20 protein-coding genes, 1 pseudogene and 1 riboswitch are annotated in these 23,771 nt (G+C 56.1%); of the genes and pseudogenes, 9 read left to right on the forward strand and 12 right to left on the reverse strand.

Annotated elements, in window-relative coordinates; translation table 11 throughout:
• Window positions 1–51 precede the first annotated feature (51 nt).
• The 4 genes from LH22_RS03230 to LH22_RS03245 are packed head-to-tail and all read right to left on the reverse strand — an operon-like array spanning window position 52 to window position 4,381.
• A complete protein-coding gene (locus LH22_RS03230; protein WP_038644176.1) occupies window positions 52–879 on the reverse strand; it encodes an ABC transporter ATP-binding protein in 828 nt (275 codons plus the stop codon).
• Window positions 880–1,779 (reverse strand): ABC transporter permease, encoded by a 900-nt coding sequence (locus LH22_RS03235; RefSeq protein ID WP_038644178.1) that lies wholly within the window; start codon window positions 1,777–1,779, stop codon window positions 880–882.
• Window positions 1,776–2,786 carry an ABC transporter permease gene (locus LH22_RS03240; RefSeq protein ID WP_038644180.1) on the reverse strand — a complete coding sequence of 337 codons (1,011 nt, stop codon included), beginning with the start codon at window positions 2,784–2,786 and terminating at the stop codon, window positions 1,776–1,778. The genes LH22_RS03235 and LH22_RS03240 overlap by 4 nt, the downstream gene beginning before the upstream one ends.
• Window positions 2,786–4,381, reverse strand: a complete 1,596-nt coding sequence (locus tag LH22_RS03245; RefSeq protein ID WP_038644182.1) for an ABC transporter substrate-binding protein — start codon at window positions 4,379–4,381, stop codon at window positions 2,786–2,788. Before LH22_RS03245 ends, LH22_RS03240 begins: the two co-directional genes overlap by 1 nt.
• 199 nt (window positions 4,382–4,580) lie before the next feature.
• On the opposite strand from LH22_RS03245, the gene LH22_RS03255 reads away from it, so the two are divergent.
• A complete protein-coding gene (locus LH22_RS03255) occupies window positions 4,581–5,630 on the forward strand; it encodes a dipeptidase (protein ID WP_038644185.1) in 1,050 nt (349 codons plus the stop codon).
• A gap of 2 nt (window positions 5,631–5,632) precedes the next feature.
• Window positions 5,633–6,547 carry a LysR family transcriptional regulator gene (locus tag LH22_RS03260; RefSeq protein WP_038644186.1) on the forward strand — a complete coding sequence of 305 codons (915 nt, stop codon included), beginning with the start codon at window positions 5,633–5,635 and terminating at the stop codon, window positions 6,545–6,547.
• 104 nt (window positions 6,548–6,651) lie between these two features.
• On the opposite strand, the gene LH22_RS03265 is transcribed toward LH22_RS03260, so the two are convergent.
• Both LH22_RS03265 and LH22_RS03270 read right to left on the reverse strand, forming a co-directional pair.
• Window positions 6,652–8,004, reverse strand: coding sequence for an MFS transporter (locus LH22_RS03265; RefSeq protein ID WP_038644188.1), 1,353 nt, complete (start codon window positions 8,002–8,004; stop codon window positions 6,652–6,654).
• Window positions 8,005–8,176: 172 nt separating this feature from the next.
• Window positions 8,177–9,079: pseudogene (locus LH22_RS03270) on the reverse strand (FCD domain-containing protein).
• A gap of 135 nt (window positions 9,080–9,214) precedes the next feature.
• Between LH22_RS03270 and LH22_RS03275 the strand changes: the two are divergent.
• Window positions 9,215–10,243: a zinc-binding alcohol dehydrogenase family protein gene (locus tag LH22_RS03275; protein WP_038644190.1), complete on the forward strand. Its 1,029-nt coding sequence runs from the start codon at window positions 9,215–9,217 to the stop codon at window positions 10,241–10,243.
• Between the two features lie 355 nt (window positions 10,244–10,598).
• On the opposite strand, the gene LH22_RS03280 is transcribed toward LH22_RS03275, so the two are convergent.
• Window positions 10,599–11,516: a nucleoside hydrolase gene (locus LH22_RS03280; RefSeq protein WP_038644192.1), complete on the reverse strand. Its 918-nt coding sequence runs from the start codon at window positions 11,514–11,516 to the stop codon at window positions 10,599–10,601.
• A 302-nt stretch (window positions 11,517–11,818) separates the two neighbouring features.
• Window positions 11,819–11,894: riboswitch (Fluoride riboswitch) on the forward strand.
• A gap of 91 nt (window positions 11,895–11,985) precedes the next feature.
• Between LH22_RS03280 and crcB the strand changes: the two genes are divergently transcribed.
• Window positions 11,986–12,363: a fluoride efflux transporter CrcB gene (crcB, locus tag LH22_RS03285; protein WP_038644194.1), complete on the forward strand. Its 378-nt coding sequence runs from the start codon at window positions 11,986–11,988 to the stop codon at window positions 12,361–12,363.
• A gap of 118 nt (window positions 12,364–12,481) precedes the next feature.
• On the forward strand, window positions 12,482–13,279 hold the full coding sequence (locus tag LH22_RS03290) for a sugar phosphate isomerase/epimerase family protein (protein WP_038644196.1): 798 nt from the start codon (window positions 12,482–12,484) through the stop codon (window positions 13,277–13,279).
• Here LH22_RS03290 and LH22_RS03295 read toward each other — a convergent pair.
• From LH22_RS03295 to LH22_RS03305, 3 genes are all read right to left on the reverse strand, one after another.
• A complete protein-coding gene (locus LH22_RS03295) occupies window positions 13,276–13,881 on the reverse strand; it encodes an alpha/beta hydrolase (protein WP_038644198.1) in 606 nt (201 codons plus the stop codon). The two genes, LH22_RS03290 and LH22_RS03295, sit on opposite strands and share 4 nt — an antisense overlap.
• An 11-nt stretch (window positions 13,882–13,892) precedes the next feature.
• Window positions 13,893–14,834 (reverse strand): glutathione S-transferase family protein, encoded by a 942-nt coding sequence (locus tag LH22_RS03300; RefSeq protein ID WP_038644199.1) that lies wholly within the window; start codon window positions 14,832–14,834, stop codon window positions 13,893–13,895.
• A 99-nt stretch (window positions 14,835–14,933) separates the two neighbouring features.
• Window positions 14,934–15,833, reverse strand: a complete 900-nt coding sequence (locus LH22_RS03305; protein ID WP_038644200.1) for a LysR family transcriptional regulator — start codon at window positions 15,831–15,833, stop codon at window positions 14,934–14,936.
• 231 nt (window positions 15,834–16,064) lie between these two features.
• Here LH22_RS03305 and LH22_RS03310 point away from each other — a divergent pair, with 231 nt between their 5' ends.
• Window positions 16,065–17,189, forward strand: a complete 1,125-nt coding sequence (locus tag LH22_RS03310; protein ID WP_038644201.1) for a GNAT family N-acetyltransferase — start codon at window positions 16,065–16,067, stop codon at window positions 17,187–17,189.
• Here LH22_RS03310 and LH22_RS03315 read toward each other — a convergent pair.
• Window positions 17,186–19,018 (reverse strand): ABC transporter ATP-binding protein, encoded by a 1,833-nt coding sequence (locus LH22_RS03315; RefSeq protein WP_038644202.1) that lies wholly within the window; start codon window positions 19,016–19,018, stop codon window positions 17,186–17,188. The two genes, LH22_RS03310 and LH22_RS03315, sit on opposite strands and share 4 nt — an antisense overlap.
• Before the next feature lie 62 nt (window positions 19,019–19,080).
• Here LH22_RS03315 and LH22_RS03320 point away from each other — a divergent pair, with 62 nt between their 5' ends.
• Entirely contained in the window at window positions 19,081–19,575 is a 495-nt protein-coding gene (locus tag LH22_RS03320) for a GNAT family N-acetyltransferase (protein WP_038644203.1), read from the forward strand.
• Between the two features lie 272 nt (window positions 19,576–19,847).
• Here the strand turns inward: LH22_RS03320 and LH22_RS03325 are convergent, their stop codons facing one another.
• Window positions 19,848–20,762 carry a sugar ABC transporter substrate-binding protein gene (locus LH22_RS03325; RefSeq protein ID WP_038644204.1) on the reverse strand — a complete coding sequence of 305 codons (915 nt, stop codon included), beginning with the start codon at window positions 20,760–20,762 and terminating at the stop codon, window positions 19,848–19,850.
• Window positions 20,763–21,230: 468 nt separating this feature from the next.
• On the opposite strand from LH22_RS03325, the gene LH22_RS03330 reads away from it, so the two are divergent.
• Window positions 21,231–22,625 carry an MFS transporter gene (locus LH22_RS03330; protein ID WP_038644205.1) on the forward strand — a complete coding sequence of 465 codons (1,395 nt, stop codon included), beginning with the start codon at window positions 21,231–21,233 and terminating at the stop codon, window positions 22,623–22,625.
• Window positions 22,606–23,565: a 2-hydroxyacid dehydrogenase gene (locus tag LH22_RS03335; RefSeq protein ID WP_038644206.1), complete on the forward strand. Its 960-nt coding sequence runs from the start codon at window positions 22,606–22,608 to the stop codon at window positions 23,563–23,565. Before LH22_RS03330 ends, LH22_RS03335 begins: the two co-directional genes overlap by 20 nt.
• Window positions 23,566–23,771: the final 206 nt, after the last annotated feature.

The raw sequence follows: 23,771 nt of genomic DNA on the forward strand, positions 1-23,771 counted from the left end.
CCTGCGGGCGTAAAGCGGGCATGGGGTAAAACCGCGTTGATGGGCAAGGCGTTATTCCCGCCACGCCGCATCGCGCTGCAAAACCGGTAAACGCTCGCGCGGATGTTTTAATGAGGGTAAACAGGCCAGCAATCCACGGGTATACGGGTGTTGCGCCTGCTGCAATTGTCCCGCCTCCAGCAGTTCGACAATGCGTCCGGCGTACATCACCGCCACGCGATCGCAAAAGTGCGACACCAAAGGCAGATCGTGACTGATCAGGATCAACCCCATGCCGCGTGCTGAAACCAGATCGTCAATCAGCTTGAGGATCTCTGCCTGTACCGTGGCATCCAGCGCGCTGGTAGGCTCATCGGCGATCAGCAGTTCTGGATCCGGTGCCAGCATCATGGCAATCATCACGCGCTGGCCCATCCCGCCGGAAACTTCATGCGGATAGCGCTTTGCCACCGCGGCGGCATCACGAATCTTCACCTGCTCCAGCAGATCAATCGCTGCCAGCATCGCTGCTTTGCGGCTGCCGCCTTTGTGCTCGCGCCAGGCTTCCGCAATCTGCTGCCCAATGGTCATCACCGGATTGAGCGAATATTTCGGGTCCTGCAGGATAAATCCCACGCGTTTGCCGCGAATTTGGCGCAGCACTTTTTCGCTGGCGCCGCGCAGATCGATACCGTCAAAACGCAACACGTCGGCGGTCACTTCGGCATTGCCTGGCAGTAGCTGCATCAGACAGCGTGCGGTCAGAGATTTGCCGGAACCGCTCTCACCCACGATGGCGAACTTCTCGCGGCCCACGCTAAAACTCACGCCGCGCACCGCTTCAAAGATTTCCGTGCGACTGCGAAAGGCAATGCGCAGGTTTTCAATTTCCACCAGCATTTAGCGCTCCTTAGGGTCCAGCACGTCACGCAGACCGTCGCCGAGAAAGTTAAACGCCAGTGAAGTCATGAAGATGGCGATGCATGGCATCAGCGGCACCCACCATTCGCTAAACAGGAAGCGGCGCGCGGTGGCAATCATGGTGCCCCATTCAGGTGACGGCGGCTGCGCGCCCATACCCAGAAAACCGAGGCTGGCGGCGGTGATGATGATGGAACTCATATCGAGCGTGACACGCACAATCAGGCTCGGCACGCACAGTGGCATGATGTGGCGCAGGATAATGCGCAACGGCGAGGCACCGGTGAGTCGGCTGGCGGCGATAAAATCGCTGTGGCGGAACTGCATGGTTTCGGCACGTGCCAGACGCGCATACGGCGGCCAGGCGGTTAAGGCAATCGCCAGAATCGCGCTCTCAACGCCGGGTTTTAGCGCGGCCACAAACGCCAGCGCCAGAATCAAACGCGGAAAAGCGAGAAAGATGTCAGTAATACGCATCAGCGTCTTATCCACAATCCCACCCGCGTAGCCTGCGATACAGCCAATCAGCAGGCCGAGTGGGGCGGTGAGCAGCACCACGGCGATCACCATACCGAGCGTGGTACGTCCGCCATAGATAATGCGCGTCCAGACATCGCGGCCGAGTTCATCCGTGCCGAGCCAGTGCGCCGCTGAAGGCAGCGCCAGGCGGTTTTCCAGATGCTGTGTGCCAGGGTCAAAGGGGGTCAGCCATGGGGCAAACAGCGCCAGCAATAGCATAACGGCAATGACCGCCAATCCGGCCATCGCCAGCGGGTTGCTGCGCAGGCTGAGCCACAAGCGATAGCGTCGGCCCCACACCGCCTGACGGCGATTGGCTGGCGTATCGTCCAGCAGCCAGTCACGAGAGAAGAAGATCATTTTACGCGCGGGTCCCAAAGTCGATAGAGAAGGTCAGCCAGCAGATTCAGCAACACATACACGGTGCCGACCAGCAGCGTGGCACCGACCACCGGGTTCATGTCAGCGTTCATCAGCGAGGTGGTGAGATACTGTCCGAGGCCGGGCCAGGAGAAGACGTTTTCGGTGACGACCGCGCCCTCCAGCAAGCCGGCGTAGGTCAGCGCCAGCACGGTGACCAGCTGCACCGCCACGGTAGGGAAGGCATGCCGCCAGATCACCCGGCGCGATGACAGCCCTTTAGCACGTGCGGTGATCACGAACTCGCCGCTCAAGGCATTGAGCATAAAGGTGCGCGTCATACGCGTGATGTAGGCCATGCTGAAGTAGGCGAGGATCAATACCGGCTGCGCCATATGTGCCAGCGCATCCCAGAAGGCGTCGGTTTCACCCGCGAGCAGCGAGTCGATGGTGAGAAAGCCAGTGACCTGCGGCACCATATCCTGCCAGATGATGTCCTGCCTACCGGGCCCCGGCGCAATACCGAGTACCGCGTAGAACACCAGCAGGCTCAGCAGCGCCAGCACAAACACCGGCAGTGAATGTCCCGCCAGGCACACCACGCGGATGGTCTGATCGACCCAGGTGCTTTGCCGCACTGCCGCCCAGACGCCCAGCGGAATACCGACCAGCGCAGCGATAATAATCGCCGCTGTCGCCAGTTCCATGGTGGCGGGAAAGAAGCGTGCAATATCGGTGGTCACCGGATTTGAGGTGAGAATCGATTTACCCAAATCGCCATGGAGTAATTGGTTGAGATAGTGGCCGAACTGAATGTAGAGGGGCTGATCCAGCCCCATTTCAATGCGCACGCGATCCACCACGGACTGCGGTGCGTTATCACCCACCGCCGCCAGCACTGGATCGGTGGGCATCACTCGACCAATAAAGAAGGTCAGCACCGACAGACCAAACAGCGTCAGCACCAGGCTTCCCAGGGTGCTGACGATTTTCTTCAGTAAAGGCATCAGGCTTTTTTCACCTGATCGTATGGCCATTGCTCCAGCACCGTCATGTGCACATCAGCGATGTTTTTGCCGCAGGCGACATTCTTGGTCTTCTGCATCATGTAGATGAACGGACTTTTCTCGCGGCCCAGTTGCTGAATCTGCTGATAGAGCGCAATACGCTTCGCCGGATCGGGTTCGTGCAGCGCCTGCTCGGTGAGTTTATTGAACTCTTCATCTGACCAGCTGCAGCGCCATGCCAGCGTGCGGCTGCGGGCATTTTCGCTGTTATCGGTATTCACACAGAAGGCTTCGGTGTTGGAGTTAGGATCGAAATAGTCCGCGCCCCATACGGTCAGCGCCAGTTGATGCTGGCGCGCACGCATCTTGGTTAACACCTGACGGTTCTCGGCGGCAATCAACGACACTTTGATGCCAATGGCGCCCAGTTGGGTCTGGATCGCCTGAGCAATATCGGGATACGGCTGCATTGAGTAGTGGTCGAGGGTGATCTCGAATCCATTGGGATAACCCGCCTCCGCCAGCAGCGACTTAGCTTTTGCCACGTCTTTATGGAACGGCATGTCGTCCAATGCCGCCGGGAAGCCGCTTGGCAGGAAGCTTTGATGGGTAATAAAGCTCATCGACAGAATGTTCTTCTGGATGCTGTCGTAGTCCAGCGCCCACTTCAGGGCTTGCCACACCTGCGGCTTTTTCAGGTATTCGTTATTGGTGTTGCATGACATCAGCATGATGGCTGACAGCGACTGATTGACCAGCGACACGTTGCTGTCGTTCTTCACCTGCAACAGCTGCTCGGTGGTGAGATCGTAGGCCGCATCGACATCCCCTTTCTTCACCATCAACGCCTGGGCTGCTGGATCGGTGATGTGCTTCAGGATCACGCGCTTAATCTTGCTCTGCGCAGCATATTGCGGGCTCAGTTCCAGAATCACCGTTTCGCTGGCTTTCCAGGTGCGCAGGGTGAAGGCGCCCGAGCCGGCGCTGTGCTGTTTCAGCCACGCATTACCGAAGTCGTTGTTCTGCTGGTTGGCTTCACAGGCTTTCTTCGACACGATGCTGCCGACGGTGGCGGAGAGGCAATACAGCAGGAAGGTTTCGGCTGCTGGCGCACCCAGTTTCATCTCCAGGGTATGCGCATCTTTCGCGGTGACCAACTGCGTCACATTGTCTTTGGTGAAGCCAAACTGGTTGATGATAAAGGCCGGGCTTTTATCCAGTTTGACGATACGTTCAATCGAATAGGCGACATCTTCTGCGGTGAGCGCTGTGCCATCGGCGAATTTCGCTGCCGGGTCGAGGTGGAAGGTATAGGTGCTGTTATCACTGCTGACATCCCAGCTTTTTGCCAGCTGGCCGATCACCTTGTCGGCTTTTTGTGGATCGGGCGTGACCAGGCGCTGGTACATGTTGCCGCAGATCTGGCCGCCGGTGGCTTCAAAGCTTTCGTGTGGGTCGAGGCTGGTGATGTTGTCCAACTGCATCGCCATCACGAACATACTCGGTGGCGTATCAGCGAAGGCGGTATTGAGACTCAGATAGGAAAAAGCAGGGACGGCGGCGCATCCTGCGAGAAAACGTCTTCTGGTTACCATGACAACTCCAAGTTATTGATTATTAAAATTAAATTTATTTATTTTGCTGTTTTTTGTCTTGACTTTCCCGCTGTGCGAGAGGATTAATAATGGGATTAAGCCATTTGTTTCATGCGTAAAGACTTGCCTCTTTTTGGTGCAATTTGCCCCGCCATCTGGCAGCGCTTGCGCTTTCTCCCGAATATGGAACCGATAAAACATGTCTGACATCTTCAACATTCCGGTCTTTGACGGTCACAACGATGTGCTCAATAAACTCTGGCAGCACCATCAGCCTGACGCAGTTCGGGCCTTCATGCAGGGCACCGGACGCGGTCAGATGGATCTTCCCCGTATCCGCCAGGGAAATATGTTAGGTGGGATATTTGCCACCTGGGTGCCATCTCACCCTCTGATTGCAAGAAGTGCGCCAGACCTCTCAGATTTTCCTCAGGAAATTATTGGCGCTGCGCGCGATGCCAATTTTTCGATGCTGGCGCTGCTGCTGCGAATTGAGCAGGCCTCTGAAGGACAAGTGAAGATTTGCCGCAGCGTGCGCGATATTCGTGACTGCATGGCAAAAGGCGTGCTGGCGGTGGTTATGCACGTGGAAGGGGCGGAAGCGCTGGATACCGATGGCGAATTGCTGGATATCCTGTATGCCAGCGGCCTGCGTACCCTGGGTCCGTTATGGAGCCGACCCAATCAGTTTGGCGAGGGCGTGCCGTTCCTCTATCCGTCTTCACCCGATGTCGGTAACGGTTTAACCGCAGCGGGTAAGCAGCTGGTGCGTGACTGTAATCAGCGCCGCATCATGGTTGACCTGTCGCATATGGATGAGAAGGGCTTCTGGCACACGGCGGAGATCAGCGATGCACCGCTGGTGGCGAGTCACTCCAACGCCCATGTGATCAGCGCCCAGTCGCGCAATCTTACCGATCGCCAACTGGCGGCGATCAAAGAAACCCACGGCTTTGTTGGCGTGAACTTCGCCGTACCTTTCCTGCGTGAAGATGGCGATCGTCATGCACCCACCACCGTGGATGCCATCGTGCAGCATGTGGAGTATCTGCTGGAAAAAGTGGGTGAAGATGGCGTGGGCTTTGGTTCCGATCTGGATGGCGCCACCATGCCGGGCGACATGAAAGATGTGGCCGGTTTCCCGTTGGTGGTGAACGCGCTGGCGGCACGCGGCTATTCACGTGAACTGCTGGAAAAAATTTGCCACGGCAACTGGCTGCGCGTGCTCGAAGCGACCTGGGGCGAGTAATTATGCGATTACGACACATTGAAGTCTTTCAGGCGATTGTGCAGACCGGCAGCATCAGTGCGGCGGCGCGATTGCTCAATGTGTCGCAGCCGAACGTGAGTCGCGTCTTGACGCATGCCGAGCAGCAACTGGGTTTTGCCCTGTTTGAGCGTCGTGCGCAGGGCATGGTGGTCACCGCAGAAGGTCGGCGTTTACTGCCCGAAGTGGAAGATCTCTACCAGCGTTTACACTCCATCACCCAACTTACCGAGCAGTTGCGGCGCGGCGAGGGGCAAACAGTGCGTGTGGGTGCTGCACACGCTTTTGGTCAGATGGTATTAGCCCCCGCACTGGTCAACTGGCGACAGCAGGCTGCATCGGTGAGTGTGGAGTTAGTGACCGAACACTTCAGCACGCTGTGTCAGATGATCATGGATAACCAGCTCGATTTCGCGCTGGTGTTTGGTCAGCAGGTGGATGCCGATCTGCTGGCGGAACCGCTGTTTCAATCCTCAATGGTGGCACTGTTGCCGCAGCATCACACCCATAACGAACCCGCCACGCTGGAGTGGCTGTGTGCCAATAACCTGTTGATGATGCAGAACCAGGATCCACTTGGGCGCGTGCTGCACCGTGCGTTGCGTGACAAAGGGCTGGACCCGGCGGTGTCGTTGTCGATCAAAACCTATTCAGTGATTGCTGATATGGTGCTGGCAGGCGGCGGTGTGGGCGTGGTGGATCTGTTTACCGCCTGCCGCTATGCAGACCAGCTAAAACTGCTGCCGGTGGCACAACCGCTGCCGTTTGAAGTGATGTTGATCAGCCGCCGCGATCAGCCGCAATCGCAGTCAACGTTGCAGCTGAAACAGGTGATTCGCAATAAGCTGTGGGAGATTGCGCGACAGTGTGAAACGCGGTTTTTTACCCGGTCGCCATGAATACCGTAATGCTTGCCACTTAAGCGCGTAGGGTCGCCATTAATGGCGACCCTACAATGGCTTGGTGCGGTTTTCGTAGGGTGCGCATTCATGCGCACCGGGAATCAAACCCCATCGGTAATCGGTTTACGCACCAGCACCAAATACGCCAGTGCACCCACCACGGCCACGCCTGCACAAATCATCAGCGCAAGGCTAAACGATTTGGTGGTGTCCAGCACCCAGCCAGTGATCACCGGCGCGAATGAGGCGAAGACAAAGCTGGCGAAGTTCTGGATGCTGCCCACGGAAGCCGTCATACGTGCGGTGACGTTAGCGTGAATCAAGCCCCAGCACGATGTCCCGGCAAAGTGAATGCAGAACAGCGCCATGCCAATCAGCGTCACTGCACTGGTGGTGTCTGTTGCACGGGTGACGAAGGTGGTGAAGGCCGCAGACAGCAGCATGCCGCTGACAATCGATATCTTACGCACTTTCACCGCATCCATTCCACGGCGCACCAGCGCATCCACCACATAGCCGTTTAACAGCATGCCCGCCGCGCCAAACAGGAACGGAATCGCCGCCAGCAAGCCGGTGCTTTTCAGATCCAGATGGTAGGTCGATTGCAGATAACCCGGCAGCCAGGCGATATAGAGCCACGCGGTATAGTTGATGCCGCTGAAGCCAATCATCATGCCCCACATGGTGCGCTGCTTGAACAAACCGCGCCACTCGGCAAAGCTCAGCGGCTCTTTGCGTGATGCCACGCTGCCGGCTTGCAGATAGTGAATCTCTTCACCGCTCAGCTTGCTGTTATCGCGGTTGCGATACATCAAATACCAGCCAATGGCGAGGAACATCCCGAGCACGCCGATGGTGACGAACATGCCGCGCCAGCCCATCACCAGCATCATCGCCGCCAGAATCGGTGGCGCAATCGACAGACCAATCATCGATGCCGCGTTAAACATGCCCATCGGCATGCCGCGATCTTTGATGTTGAACCAGTCGTTGATCACCTTAACGCCGCACGGGTTCATCGGCGCTTCACCGATGCCCAATCCGATGCGCACCAGCACAAACTGGGTGAAGTTATGCACCAGACCGGCAGCGGCCTGGAACAGTGACCAGACAAACATCCCCAGCGCCAGCATGATGCGCGGACCTTTACGGTCCAGCAGCGCGCCGCAGGGCAACTGTGCCAGGCCGTAGGCCAGCGAGAATGCCGACAGCAGCACACCAATTTCGGTGGCGGATAAGCCCAGTTCTCCACGAATGGTCATGTTTGCCACTGACAGCGAGCTACGATCGAGATAGTTGATGATGGCAGCAAACAGCAGCAGCAACATGGCGGTCAGCTGAATCTTCTTAATGCGCGGTGAGCGCACCACATCGCCGCGTGCCGGGACAAAGTCTTGTCCATCGGCGACGGATGTTGGCGCAGCGTCACGGCCACGTGCAGATGTATTTTCCATTGCAACCTCACAGGTCTGGGGTCTTATCGTTATCGAGGGTTGGGGTCCTGCGGCAGCGAAACGGTGCTGCCACAACGGATTGCTTTGGAGACTAGAAGTAAACCGGTTGGGATGTTGCGAGGATGTTTCAGATTCGTGCGGGCGCTTCAGAATTGTGGTTTTTAATCGGTTTTTAATTGTACTGACGAATGCAGCGGATCATCGATGACTTCGCCGTACCAAGATGGTTATGTAACGCGCACAAAGCTTCGACGTCCCGGCGGCTGATTAGCGCGGTCAGAATAGCCATATGTTCCTCCAGTGCCACGATGTTACGCTGTTTTAAATCCGTTTCATCCCATTGATAATGCGAGTGAAAAATCACAGATATGATCTCCAGTGACTGATTGAAGAACGGATTATTAGCCGCTGACAGAATCAGCGTATGCATCTCTTTATCCAACGCGGCAAAGTGGCGGTAATTACTGGCGATGGTGTCACGCATGGCACGGTGGCGATCTAACAGGTCGCGCGCCTGAATCCAGCGCTCATCACTGGAGGGTAGGTTGAGAAAGCGGGTAAGTGCATGTGTTTCCAGCATTTCACGCAGTTCGAACAGGTTCTAAGCGTATAGTTGATCAAACTTTTTCATGCGCCAATGGCCGCGCTTGACCGGTTCCAGCAGATCGTAACGCATAAACCGCAGCAGAAACTCGCGCACCACCACAGGACTGGTTTTCACCTGTTGCGCCAACTGCAACTCGCTAAAGCTATCGCCGGGCATGAGTTGGCGTTGATTGATCAGATTAAAAAACGTCTGTTCAAACTGTCGCGCTTGCTGGTCAATCGGAGGCGTTAATGCACTAAAGCCATCCTCTTCGCTGGGATCGCGCACGATAACGTAGGTTTCCTCAACCTTATCCAGCACGCCGCGCTCATGCAGATGCTGCAAGGTATGGCGCACGGTGGTACGGCTGATATTGAACATTTCAGCCAGCGCAGCCTGCGGTGGCAGCGGAGAACGGATGTGCCGCTTGGCGATGCCTTCCAGCATTTGATTGATCACGTTCTGGCGTAAATTCAGGCTTCGGCTCATGCGATTCTCCGGTTTTTTATTTATTAAAAACCACACAAAGCCCAAAAAAATTGGCCTGCCTCACAGTTCGGGATGTGCAAAAAGCGGATATCAGCGATTTTCGCCATAACTGCGACATCAGCACAGGAGAATCCCATGACAACAATGAAAACTCTGGTGGTTGCCGAACCACGCAAAATGGTGTGGCAGCAGCGAGAGAAACCGACAGCGGCCGCCCAGGAGGTTGTGATTAAACCGATCGCCGCCGGGATTTGCGGCACCGATATTCATGCCTGGGCGGGTAACCAGCCGTTCTTTAGCTATCCACGCGTGCTGGGCCATGAGCTGTGTGGCGAAGTGGTGGAACTGGGCAGTCGGGTAACGGATTTCCACGTGGGCCAGCGCGTGGCGCTCATTCCTTATGTTTCATGCCAGCAGTGCGATGCATGCCTGAGTGGGAAGACCAACTGCTGCGAAAATATATCGGTGATTGGCGTACATCAGGATGGAGGCTTCTGCGAGTTCCTTAGCGTACCCGCCAGCAACCTGTTAGCTGTTGATGATGTAGAGCCGGAAGCGGCGGCACTGATCGAGCCTTTTGCCATCAGTGCACATGCGGTAAGACGTGCGGCGGTGGCGGCGGATGAGCAGGTGTTGGTGGTCGGTGCTGGGCCAATTGGTCTGGGTGTCGCGGCAATAGCGGCTGCGGCGGGTGCCCAGGTGGTGGTGGCCGATACCAGCGAACCGCGACGCGCGCATGTCACAGACAAACTGGGGCTCGCGACCCTCAACCCGATGGCCGAGGATTTCGAAGCCACGTTGCGTGCGGAGTTTGGTGGACGTCTGGCGGCGAAAGTGATTGATGCTACTGGCAATCCAGCGGCGATGAACGGTGCGGTGAAGCTGATTCGTCATGGCGGCACCATTGTGTTTGTCGGCTTGCATAAAGGCGATTTGGTGATTCCTGACATTGAGTTCCACAAACGTGAAACAACGTTGATGGGCAGCCGCAATGCCACTCACGAAGATTTCGCGAAAGTCGGTGAACTGATGGCGAGTGGGCAGCTACGTGCCGACATCATGCTGAATCGGCATTATGATTTTTCTACTTTGGCGGAGACCTTTGAGTCAGAGGTGATTAACAATCGTGAGCTGATCAAAGGTGTGATTCATTTTGCGAGGTAGTCGGTGCGCTTAACTGCGCGCCAATGCGGGCCAGAGCACCTCTGCTGCTGCCGGGCTGTCCTCGCGCCGCTGACGCGGTGCCTTCGGCTTCCACGTCGTGCCTACGGACCGTTCGGGTAAGGCCATCCAGGCCAACCCGAACTGCCAGTCGCATCCCTGCGACTGGCCCAACGTAAAAGCCTCAGCGCTGCGGATAGCCCTTGCAGCAGCAGAGGCGCTCTGGCCTCAACCATCGTGCCGTTTTTGACAATACGCACTGAAAGTTCAGAGCAGCCAGCCCCGGAACGGTACCAGACTGCGTTATCACCCGGCGCTTAACGGGCAAGCATTACGCCATTGATAGCGATCATCAATCTCATGCCCGCAATGCGGCAAAAAAGTGTTCTCGCACCGCTTCAGCATCCACGCCGAGGCACAAGCGCTGTGGGCGGAGTCCGGCAAACGGATCTTCACGTGAGGCGAGGGCGCTGAGACGCCGTACTGTTTGGCCACGACTGATGCCTTCCGTTATCACGCGCACTGGTGCTTCGGTCACGGTAAACGCCTGCGGCAATGCCAGCCAGGAAAGTGTCAAGGTGTCATGCAGCGCCATGCCATCAAACCCTTCTTTTTGCAGGCTGTAGGCCAGATAAGGACGGCAGATGGCGCTCAATACCGGTTGATTTAACTGCCGCACTTCATCGCCGGTAATCAGCACCTTGTGCGTCACATCCAGCGGGAGTACCACCACCGGCAGCGCCGAGGCCAGCACCTGATCGGCAGCATGCGGATCTTTCCAGATATTGAACTCGGCAAACGGTGAGACGTTACCGGAATGGCCGTCAGTGCCAAAGGCACCGCCCATGATCACTAACTCTTTCACCAGTGGAATGATATCCGGCGCTTGATTGATGGCGCTGGCGATATTGGTCAGCGGACCAATCGCCACGATGGTGATGGCATGAGGCTGCGCGCGCACGCTATCAATAATGAACTGCACCGCGCTGGGTGCTTCTTCACTGTGTGAGTTCTCGAACGCATCACCCAATCCATCCAGACCGTGCAGCGTGGCGGGTGCCGAAGGGGCCAACGCCAGCGGACGCGAGCAGCCGCGATACACCGATGCTTCAATCCCCATCATTTCGCAGAACAGCCGGGCATTTTTCACCGCCTGGCCCACCGCCACATTACCGAATACCGTGGTGATGCCCAACAGCTGCTGAGTCTTAGCCGCATAGGCCAGCGCAAAAGCGTCATCCACGCCAATATCAGTGTCAAAAATCAGGGTACGCATCGGGATCTCCAATTTTGTATAAATGGAAGTGAAGCAAAAATATCAAGATGATGAATGTGCTATAAACGCGAAAATTAATCAGGAATATGCATGATAATAAAATCGCTGATATTCATTGCGCCATCTGGTCAAGGCCAGCGTTACCAGGAACTCTGTGCTTTACTCACCTTACTTGCTCTCTCAGAGAAAGATAAAGCAGCAAATACGGGAATGACGCGAGAAGAGTTGTTGAAAGACCTTATCCAGGTCACGAGGGATTAGCCCTCCGATATTGTCACCCCCGCTGCGCCAGCGTATTATCGTCCCCCTAAGGTGATGGCGTGCCACCTTCCCCAACCGCCGTTCTGGAAACAGACGGCTGATGACGCCTGACAACACTCGTATCCCTGCGCGGGAGACGGCGGTGTGTCAGGCGTTTTTCTGTCCTGCCGCGGCCCTGCGCGTAACTCATTTCAGGAGCTCCAAAAGTATGTTGAAGTCGTTACTGGCTGTTGTGCTCGGTGGTGCCGTGGGCTGCACGCTGCGCTGGCTCATCTCGATTCGCTTTAATGCACTGTTCCCTAATCTGCCGCCGGGCACCTTGATGGTGAACCTGATCGGTGGATTTATTATCGGTGGCGCCATGGCGTGGCTGATGAAAAATCCTCACCTCGATCCCGCATGGAAGCTGCTGATTATCACCGGCTTCTGCGGGGGCCTCACCACCTTCTCGGCCTTTTCCGCAGAGATCATGGTGATGCTGCAATCCGGTAAATATCTGTGGGCAATGTCGAGCGTCATGGTTCACGTAGTGGGGTCTGTGCTGATGACCTTCGCCGGCTTTGCGGTGGTGAATCTGCTGGGATAAAGGCCCTGCGCATCACGGGCTTGAAATAACGCCTAAGAGGTAGATACTGGTCGCTGTTCTGTTTGCGTGACAAGCAGAACCTGTCACCGATTTATCCGGACGATTAGGGAGCCCGTTGATGCGAAGTAACCCCAAATTCCTTAACCTGGTGTTGTTAAACGGTGAACCTGAGCAGAAACTGCGCGCGGCCCGTGCCGCCGGTTTCGAACAGGTCGAAATCTGGCGGGATGATGTGGAGGCCAGTACGCCGCAGCTGGCCCAAGAGTTAAACCTGGGATTTACCAATGTTCAGGTACTGCGCGACTTTACCGGCAGCCCTGACCGCGAACGTTTACAGAAGCGTGAAGAGCTGCGGCAGTTTATCCAGATTGCGCAGTCTATCGGTTGCAACACCATTCAGGCACCGGCCACCACGCGTGAAGATTGCGTGGCGGAGCGCATCGATGAAGATCTGCGTTGGATGGCCTCGGAAGCCGCGCGCTATAACATGCGCATCATGTACGAACCCATGGCGTGGTGCAGCGTGGATAATACGCTGCCGCTGGCGTGGGAACGATTGCAGCGTCTGGACCAGCCGAATATTGGACTAGTGGTCGATCTGTTCCACATCTGTGCTTTAGGCGGTGATGCCTCGCAGCTGGATGGCATTCCTGCCGATCGTATCTATGAAGTGCAGCTGTGTGATATGGCAGAGATGCCGCCGCAAGAGAGGGGCGCGCTGAGCGATTTTGCGCGTCACCAGCGCTTATTGCCCGGTGACGGCATTATTGAAGTGGATCGCTTTGTCGATAAGCTAAAAAGCGCCAGCTATCGTGGCCCGGTCGGCATTGAAGTGTTTAACGATGGGCTGAAAGCGCAACCGCCGGAAGTGGCCGCGCAACAAGCCTGGCGCGCATTGAATCGCTACTGGCCTTAGTCCTGCAAACACTGGGCAATGAATGCGGCTGCCTGCATCGCACCCTGTGACGAAATGGTGTGGCCGGTAGCGGCTTCATAGCGCGCTTCCACCGTGACGCCTGCCGCCTGCAGACGCGCTACCGCAGATTCACTCTCGCTAAACGGAATCACATCATCCACTTTGCCGTGAATCAGCAGGGCCGGGGTCTGCGGGTTGGGTGTTAATGCACCCTCAAAAGACAATCGGCCGGAAAACGCCACCACGCCCGCCAGCGGATAACGGCCAGATGCCAGTGCATCCAGCGCCATGATCGAACCCTGAGAAAAGCCCACCAGAATCACTTTATCCCAGGCATCCGCCATACCGTGCTGCGCCATCAGCTGTTGCAGTGTTTCATCAAACGCCGCCCGGGCTTGACGCACGCGAGCAGGACGATTTTCTGGGGTAATGCCCGTCAGGCTAAACCATTGATAACCCATCGCATGTTCAAATGGATAGGGCGCGTTCGGCGAGGCAAAGGCCACATCCCGCAGCAGGCTGGCCCAATGCTGGCCGAGTACCGCCAGATCGTCGCCATTACTGCCCACACCATGTAAAAAAATCACCAACGCTTTTACCATCATCCTGCTCCTTAAAGTCCGTAATCCGCCATATCCGGGCCCGCCGGCACAATCCCATTCGGGTTCAGCGCCTTAATCGAATAGTAACCCTGTTTGATATGGTCGGTGTTCACTGTCTGACGCACACCTGAAACTGCCAGCATACTCTTCAGATAGCGATCGAGCAGCGGATAGTCGCGCAGACGGCGCAGGTTGCATTTGAACAGGCCATGATAGGCAACGTCAAAACGCACCAGCGTCACGAACAAACGGATATCGGCTTCAGTCAGGCGCTCGCCGAGCAGGAAGGTACGGCCATCTTTCATACGCTGTTCAAGTTCGTCTAACTGGCTGAACACATCATTAAACGCCTGCTGATAGCTCACCTGCGTAGTGGCAAAACCAGTGCGATACACGCCGTTGTTAAGACGTGGATAGATCGATGCGTTGATCGCGTCGATCTCAGCACGCAGATCCTCTGGATAAAGATCGAGGCTGTTGTCTGCCAGATCGCCAAACCCGCTGTTGAGCATACGCAGGATGTCAGCAGATTCGTTGTTCACAATGGTCTGCGTCTTTTTATCCCACAGTACTGGCACGGTCGCGCGGCCGGTAAAGTCAGCATCGGCGCGGGTATATAACTCATGGATGTATTCGGCTTTATTGAGCCAGTCACGATCAGCACCCGGATAATCACCAAAATGCCAGCCTTGTGCACCCAATTGCGGCTCGACCACCGAGACGCTGATGACGTTTTCCAGCCCTTTCAGGCTGCGCGCCACCAGTGTGCGTGAAGCCCAGGGGCAGATCAGCGCAACATACAGATGATAGCGATCCGGCTCGGCGGCAAATTCGCTGGAGCCGTCTGCGGTAATCCAGTGGCGAAAACTGGACGTCTGACGGACAAATCCGCCCTGTTTATCGGTGGCTTGAACCGGATGCCACTCTGCGCTCCACTTACCGTTAACCAACATATGCTCGACTCCTCTCTGGTGATGGAGTGAGCATACCGCGCTGCTGGTTAGGTGATAATCCGGGCAAAACGGCTTTCATTGCTTCCAAATTGGAAGGAATCAGCCGGGAGGATGCTGCTGGAAATGATCGGCGAGGAAATCAATCAGTAAGCGAGTTTTCTGCGCCAGATGGCGGGCGGGAGGATAGAGGGCAAACAGCCCCATCGGCGGCGTGGCGAAGTTTTCCAGCAGCGAGACGATTTCACCGCGTTGCAACGCCGGTGCGGCAATAAAACCCGGCAGACGGGCGATACCTAATCCGGCAATCGCTGCCTGCAAACAAGCTTCGGTATTGGAGAAACACAAGCGGCCACGAATCGGCATGCTGACACTGTCGCCGCAGGGTGTAACAAATGGCCAGTGCCAGGGATCGCGGAAGTTGGTGTCGCTAATACATTGATGCGTCGCGAGGTCACGCCAGTGCTGCGGTGTGCTGTGTTGCAGTAGATAGCCCGGCGAGGCCGCCACGCGAATCGGCACATCGCCCAGACGACGTGCAATCAGACTGCTGTCATCCAGCTTGCCAATGCGAATCGCCATATCGAAGCCCTCATCGACGATGTTCACTGCACGATCGGAGAAGTTAACATCCAGTTCAATGAGCGGATAGTGACGTGCAAACGCCACGAGTACGCTGGCGAGCACCGCGGTACCAAAGGTGCCGGGAGCGCTGATTTTTAAGCGCCCCGTCGGCGTGGTGGCGTTTTCTCGCACCGTGGCATCCAGCGTGTCGAACGCCTCCAGCAGCGTTTTCACGCGTTCGTAATAGGCACGACCCACTTCCGTGGGTGACAGTGCACGCGTGCTGCGTTTAAACAACTGCACGCCCAGTTCTTGTTCCAGCCGGGAAACCAGCTTGGACGCCTGCCCGCTGCTGGTGCCAAGGCGCTCGGCGGCACCAGCAAAACTGCCGACTTCCAGCACAGCGACAAACATGCGGTCACAATCGAGGCGATCCATGGCGGTTCCTGAGGTGAAAAGGGTGAGTATACGTGATTGGGCGGGATTTCTGTTTATCGCGTGCGCTCAATGTAATCGTTGCCATAAATTGCGATATTGCAGGAACGAAGGATGTGTCTTTATGCGCACCTCACCGAACAATGCCGCTATACATTCAGTGCGCCGCATCTTTTCCCGCGCAGCAAAACCTGTTGAACTAGCACCTTGCCTTTAGCTGGCCGGGAGCCATGCATGTCTTTGCTTCATCTGTCATCGCTGGCGGAGATTTCCGCCCTCGAATGGGATGCGCTGTTACCTGACGATCAACCGTTTCTACGCCATGCCTTTCTGCTCACGCTGGAAGAGAGCGGCAGCGTGCGGCCGGAAAACGGCTGGCAACCGGATCACTTACTGTGGCGGGAAAAGGGCGTGCTCAGCGCCGCGCTGCCGGGCTATCGCAAACGCAATTCGCAAGGTGAATACGTATTCGATCATGCGTGGGCCGATGCCTGCCACCGCGCCGGCATTCAATACTATCCAAAATGGCTGGGTGCGATCCCGTTTAGCCCGGTCACCGGTGCGCGTTTATTGGGTGAAGGAGCCGCTATCAGCCAACTGCTCGCGGCGTTGCCTGATGAACTGGTACAGCATGGCCTGAGCGGTGCACATATCAATTTCACCACGCCGTTCGCCAACGATGTGATGGAACAGCAGCCCGACTGGCTCGCGCGTCTCGGCATCCAGTATCACTGGCATAATAAAGGCTACCGCGATTTTCAGGACTTCCTCGACACGCTGATGTCACGCAAACGTAAACAGCTGCGTAAAGAGCGGGAGCAGGTGCAAAGCAGCGGCTTTGAGTTCAACTGGTATCGTGGTGACGAACTCAGCGAAGATCAGTGGGATTTCGTCTACACCTGCTACGCCAACACCTATGCGGTACGTGGTCAGCGTCCTTACCTCACCCGGCAATTCTTTAGCCTGCTGGCCGAACGCATGCCGCGCTCGATTCGCGTAGTCATGGCCACGCTGCAGGGCCATCCGGCCGCCATGGCGTTCTATCTGGTGGATGGCAATTCGCTGTACGGGCGTTACTGGGGCTGTCTGGCAGAGTTTGACCGTCTGCACTTTGAAACCTGCTTTTATCAGGGCATGGATTTCGCCATTGCCGAAGGATTACAGCGTTTTGATGCCGGTGCGCAGGGCGAGCACAAACTGGTGCGCGGCTTCGAACCGCAGATTACCCATTCATGGCACTACCTGTGCCATCCGGGATTGCGTGAAGCCGTAGAAGAGTATTTAGTGCAGGAACGAGCAGGGATTCGCGCCTATGCCATTGAGGCGCGCGAAGCCCTGCCGTATCGACGCGGCGATTAATCTTCGCCGACAAAGCCGCCGGTCTGATGTTGCCACAAGCGCGCATATAGCCCATTGTGCGCCAGCAGCTCGCGGTGGTTACCCATCTCAACAATCTCGCCTTTATCCAGCACCACCAGTCGGTCCATTTTGGCGATAGTTGAGAGCCGGTGCGCAATCGCAATCACCGTTTTGCCTTGCATCAGCGTTTCCAGGCTCTCCTGAATCGCCGCTTCTACCTCAGAATCGAGGGCGGAAGTCGCCTCATCCATAATCAGAATCGGTGCGTCTTTCAGGAGCACGCGGGCGATGGCGATACGTTGACGCTGACCGCCCGACAGTTTCACCCCGCGCTCACCCACATGTGCATCCAGCCCGGTGCGGCCCTGTGGATCGGACAGCAGCGGAATGAACTCGTCGGCGCGGGCGCGAATAATCGCCGCCTGCAGTTCATCTTCCGTGGCGTTCGGTCGCCCGTACAACAGGTTTTCTCGAATCGAACGATGCAGCAGTGAGGTGTCCTGAGTAATCATGCCAATCTGGCCGCGCAGACTCTCTTGCGTCACTTCGGCGATGTTGTGATCGTCAATCAGGATACGCCCGCCGTTGATGTCGTACAGTCGCAGCAGCAGGTTCACCATTGTTGATTTACCCGCGCCGGATGGCCCAATCAAACCGATTTTTTCACCCGGTTTAATATTCAGGTTGAGGCGATTGATCACCTGGCGGCTGCCGCCGTAATCAAAGCGTACATCTTCAAATCGAATCTGCCCGCTCGTCACCTGCAGGTTTTTCGCCTGCGGTTCATCCTGCACACTCAGCGGCTGCGCGATGGTGTTCAATCCATCCTGCACCATGCCGATGTTTTCAAAGATGCCGTTCACCACCCACATAATCCAGCCGGACATGTTCACCAGGCGAATCACCAGGCCGGTGGCTAATGCAATCGCACCGACGCTGATCAGCGACTGGCTCCACAGCCACAGTGCCAGCCCGGAAGTGCTGACAATCAACAGGCCATTCAGCGTCGACAGCGTGATATCCATGGTGGTGACCATGCGGCTGGCGTGCTGGGTTTTGTCGGTTTGCTCCTGAATCGCTTCGCGCGCGTAGCGCTTTTCCAAATCGTTGTGCGCGAACAGTTTGATGGTGGCGATGTTGGTGTAGCCATCGACTATGGTGCCCATCAATTTAGAACGCGCTTCTGAAGAAACCACCGAACGCTGCTTTACGCGCGGCACAAAGAAGCTCAGCGAGACGCTATAGGCAACGATCCAGATAATCAGCGGAATCATCAAACGCCAGTCGGCTTCGGCGAACAGCACCAGTGACGTCACGGCGTAGATCACCACATGCCAGATGGCATCCACCAGCTGCACTGCGGAATCGCGCAGGGAGTTACCGGTCTGCATGATGCGCTGAGCGATGCGCCCGGCGAAATCGTTCTGGAAGAAGTTCAGGCTCTGACGCAGCACGTAGTTGTGGTGCTGCCAACGGATCATGCTGGTCATGCTCGGGTTAATGCTTTGATGCACCAGCATATCGTGCAGCGCGATAATCACCGGCCGCAGAATCAGCGCGACAAAACCCATCCATAGCAGTACCTGCCAGTTGTCGGTGAACAGCGTGGCGGGCGTTGAGTGATTCACTAAATCGATGATGCGGCTGAGGTAGCTGAACAGCGCCACTTCAATCAGCGCCTGCGCTAATCCCACAATCAGCAGGGCGACAAAGCTCGGCCACACCTGACGCAGATAATAGAGGTAAAACGGCCAGACGCTGGAAGGGGGAGAATCGGTTGGTGCATCCTGGAAAATATTGATAAAACGTTCAAAACGACGATACAACATACAGTCACTCTTTCCGTTTGGTAAGAGTTAACAGCTTAGTGCAATTGAAAGGGATTACCGACATGGATCTGATCATTCGCGGTCGCGAACCAACCGATGCGGCTGCATACCAACGCCTTTACAGCCACCCTGAGGTCTTTCGCTGGACCACGCAGTTGCCGTTTCCCAGTGTGCAAACCTGGCAGAAAAAATTCGAGAACATGGACGCGGCAGGCTATATCGGCTTTGTGGCCGAAATTGATGGCCAGATGGTGGGCGAGCTAACGCTGTTTGTTGAGCAGCGGCCGCGCACGCGCCACAGCATCAGTTTTGGTATCAGCGTCGATCCGGCGTTTGGCGGGCGGGGCATCGGTGAGAAACTGATTCGTAACGCCATGGATTATGCCTTTAACTGGCTCGGCATAGTACGTATTGAGCTGGAAGCGTTTCACGATAACGCACGAGCGCTGCGCCTCTATCAGCGTCTGGGTTTTGAGCAGGAAGGGGTGAAACGCAAAGCCTGTCTGCGTGAGGGCGAGTATCACGACATCGTGGTGATGGCGAAACTGCGCGATTAAGTGACGTGCGGGCTTTGATCAGGCGCGCATAAAGGCGTCATTAAGGCTTGTGCGGTATTTGGCCAGGTGCGCATAAAGGCGTCATTAAGGCTTGTGCGGTATTTGGCCAGGTGCGCATAAATGCGTCATTAAAGCTTGTGCGGTATTTGGGCAGGTGTGCATAAATGCGTCATTAAGGCTTGTGCGATATTTGGCCAGGTGCGCATAAATGCGCACCCTACGGAGGGGATGAGGGGTTCGTAGGGTCGCCATTTATGGCGACCGTGCAAACGTTACTGACTCTTCTCCACGTACTTCTGCATGTTCTCTTTGGTCACCAGCTCGAACGGGATCCAGACGTGTGAATCCACTTTCTCGCCTTTAATCAGCTTCTGCGCCACATCCACCGAGGCTTTACCCTGACCAATCGCATCCTGGAACACGGTGACCTGCATTTTATCCTGCGCCATGGCTTTCAGACCATCCGGCGTGGCATCGATCCCGCCGACCAGAATCTTCTTGTTGCTCTTCGCCAGCGCCATCGCAGCACCAATCGCCATTTCATCGTTGTTAGCGGCGACGATATCAATCGCCTCGCCGTTACCGATCCAGTTGAGCATCAGATCCATGCCTTCATTACGTGCATAGTTGGCCGGCTGCTTCTGCACCACTTTCATGCCCGGATATTTCGCCACCACCTGCTCCACATCTTTGGTGCGTTGCAGCGCGCCCGCATCAGTCAGATTACCGATCATGATCGCCACATTGCCTTTGTAGTTGGCCATTTTCGCCAGGGCTTCCATTTGCAACGTGCCGGACTCGCGCTCATCCGAACCGACAAACACCACGCCCGTGGGCAGCGTTTTGTCGCCTGGCGTGCGGTTGACATACACCAGCGGGATTTTTGCCTGTTGTGCCAGCCTGGTCAGCTGCGGCGTGCTGGCGGAATCCACCGGATCGACGATGATGGCGTCGACGCCCGCCCCGATAAAGCTCTGCACCTGATCGGTCTGACGGCCAACGTCGCCGCGCGCATCTTCAAATTGCACATCGAGTCCGCGCGCCTTGGCCTCTTTATCAATCGACTGGCGAATAATGGTTAAAAAGTTCTGATCGAAATACGCCATTGATACGCCGATTTTCTCTGCCAAAGCGGAGGCAGAACTGGACAGCAGGCCAAGCAACAGTATCGCCTTGAGGGTTTTCATCGCGGACTCCAGGGTAAGCTTGTTATTAGAATGAATGTTTCAATGAGAGTTAAAATGGCTCAATGAAATCATTTTCAGACTACGGGGCGGTAAGGACCCTGACAATCAACATGTATGGATTTTGCAGCTAAGCGCACATTTTGCTCGCGGGTGCATCATGCTGGCGGCCTCATGTGACGAGCCGGTGGATGATGATTTGCAGGCTCATAGTGATGTTGCGAAGGTTTTTCTCAGAGCTGGCGCACATTCCGGTGCAAAAGCATCGGCTTATTTAAGGTTCTGTGCAGCGCCGCACCCTGCTTTGTGGCAGATGCCAAAACGGACGCAAAATTACCGCAAGGATTCCTCCATTCGCACAATGACCACCTCACATCTGGCTCTCTATAGTTGCTGAACAGTGAAATTTAAGCGGTATTCCTGAACATCATCGCTTCGGAGCAGGACGCTCCTTCATCAAGGGGTTCAGCCATGTTACTAAGCAAAAACCGCAATGAGAACAGCCATGTGCGTATCTGGATCCTCTGCCTGATCCTGTTTCTGTCCGTGGTGGCGTATGCCGATCGTTCGATCTTGTCGATCTCCGGATCGGCGATCAAAGAGGAGTTTGGTCTGTCGGCGATCCAGCTGGGCCTGATCCTCTCGGCGTTTAGCTGGGCGTATGTGATCGGTCAGATCCCCGGTGGGATATTCCTTGACCGCTTCGGCACTAAAAAAGTCTACGGCGTGACGCTGGCGCTGTGGTCGGTTTCTACCATTTTAATGGGCTTTATTGGCGAATTTTCCAACGGCATGACCATGGCGCTGGTGTTGATGTTTGCGCTGCGCTTCGCGCTCGGCCTGATTGAAGCGCCGAGTTTTCCGGCCAATGCCCGTGCGGTAATCATGTGGTTCCCCGGCGCCGAACGTGGCCGAGCCTCATCGCTGTTTGCCTCAGCGCAGTATTTTGCCGTTGCCATCTTCTCGCCGCTCTCCGGCTGGCTGGTGTCTCGCTTCGGTTGGGAGTGGCCGTTCTTTGTGCTGGGTGGCATTGGCGTGCTGGCGGTGTTTGTGTGGGGTTGGTATATGCGCAGCCCAAAACAGCATCCGCATGTGTCAGCCGCAGAGTTGAAATATATTGAGGAGGGGGGTGCGCTGGTGGATATCGATTCAGCGCAAACGCTGAAAGCCCGCCCACCGCTGAGCAAAGCGATGTTCAAGACCTTGCTCAGCAATCGCATGCTGTGGTGCGCCTATATCGGGCAGTACTGCATCATTGCGCTCAGCTACTTCTTTATCACCTGGTTCCCGATTTACCTGGTGCAGGCACGCGGCATGAACATCATGGAAGCGGGCTTTGCCACCATTGCACCGGCGCTGTTTGGCTTCCTTGGTGGCATCAGCGGCGGTTACATCTCTGACAAATTGCTGGCTAACGGCTGGAGCCTGTCGTGGGCGCGCAAAACGCCCTATATCGTCGGCATGCTGATGGCCGCCTCGCTGATTCTGGCAGCCGTGATCCCGACCAATGCCGGCATTATCGCCATTATGTCGTTTGCCTTCTTTGGCAAAGGCGTAGCGGCGGGCGCGGGAACCTGGACGATTGTTAGCGATACCGCACCGAAAGAAGCGGTGGGTCTGGCGGGCGCGATCTTTAATGGTATCGGGAATATGGCCGGATTTATCACGCCACTGCTGTTTGGCATCATCGTTGGTGTGACCGGTAGCTACAGTATTGGATTGGTGTTCGTTGGCGCGCATTGCATTGTCGCGGCGCTGCTGTTCCTGCTGGTCATGGGCCCGATTGAACGTGTCGGCGACGAGCAGGATTCGTCTGCAACATCCTACGAAACTCAGGGGAAACAAGATGGGATCAAAGCCGTTTAACGTGCTGCTGAAAGGGCCGCTGTTGCCGCAGCGGCTGCAGGATAATCTCGACGCGCATTTCACTACCTCGCGCCTGTGGCAGCAGGAAGACCAGGCGGCCTGGCTGGCAGAACACGGTGCCAGCATCGATGCACTGGTGACCAGCGGTAATGCGCTAATGGGTGCCAATGCAGAATTGCTGGCGCGTTTGCCCAATCTGAAAGTGATTTGCAGTAATGGTGTCGGCTACGACGCCATTGATATCGCGGCTGCCGAAGCGCGTGGCATTGTGGTGACTAACACGCCAGGCGTGCTCAACAGTTGCGTGGCCGATACCGGCATGGCGCTGCTGCTGGATGTGGCGCGCCGCATCAGCGCATCGGATCGTTATGTGCGCGCCGGTAACTGGCAAGCGAAAGGACGTTATCCGCTGACAACGAAAGTCGGCGGGAAAGTGTGCGGAATTGTGGGGCTAGGCGGTATTGGTAAACAGTTGGCGAAGCGCGCGCAGGCGTTTGATATGGAAGTGCATTTTTACAACCCGCGCTCGCGCCCGGATGTGCCTTACACGCGACATGACTCGCTGCTATCACTGGCAAAGCAGGCGGATTTCCTGGTATTGACGCTGCCGGGTGGCGCATCGACGCATCACCTGGTCAATGCTGAGGTGCTGCGTGCGCTGGGGCCACAAGGTTTTTTGATTAACATTGCGCGCGGCAGCGTGGTGGATGAGCAGGCGTTGATTGCGGCGCTGGAAGTCGGTGAGATTGCGGGTGCCGGTTTGGATGTGTTCGAGCACGAACCGGCGGTGCCTGCCGCACTGCTAAAGCGTGATGATGTGGTGATCACTCCGCATCTCGCCAGCAGCACCCATGAAACCATGGCCGCGATGGCGGATCTGGTGTTTGAAAACCTGCTGGCGTTCTCGCAGGGTGAAGCGGTATTGACGCGGGTGGTATAGCTTCTGCTGCATGATAAATAGCGCCGTTACCGATGCATACAGGCAAACGTAGCGGCTGCACAATGCTAAGTTGCTCACAGTTCATATGAAGTTTTCTTGAATCTCAAAATAATTTTGTAATCTCGCTAGAATACTTCATAATATGTTAAATATTGCACTTTGATATTGTGCATTTCGGCGTTAACTTGCCTGCCTGATTTAATTTT

The sequence above is a fragment of the Pantoea rwandensis genome (assembly GCF_000759475.1).
Taxonomy (GTDB): domain Bacteria; phylum Pseudomonadota; class Gammaproteobacteria; order Enterobacterales; family Enterobacteriaceae; genus Pantoea; species Pantoea rwandensis_B.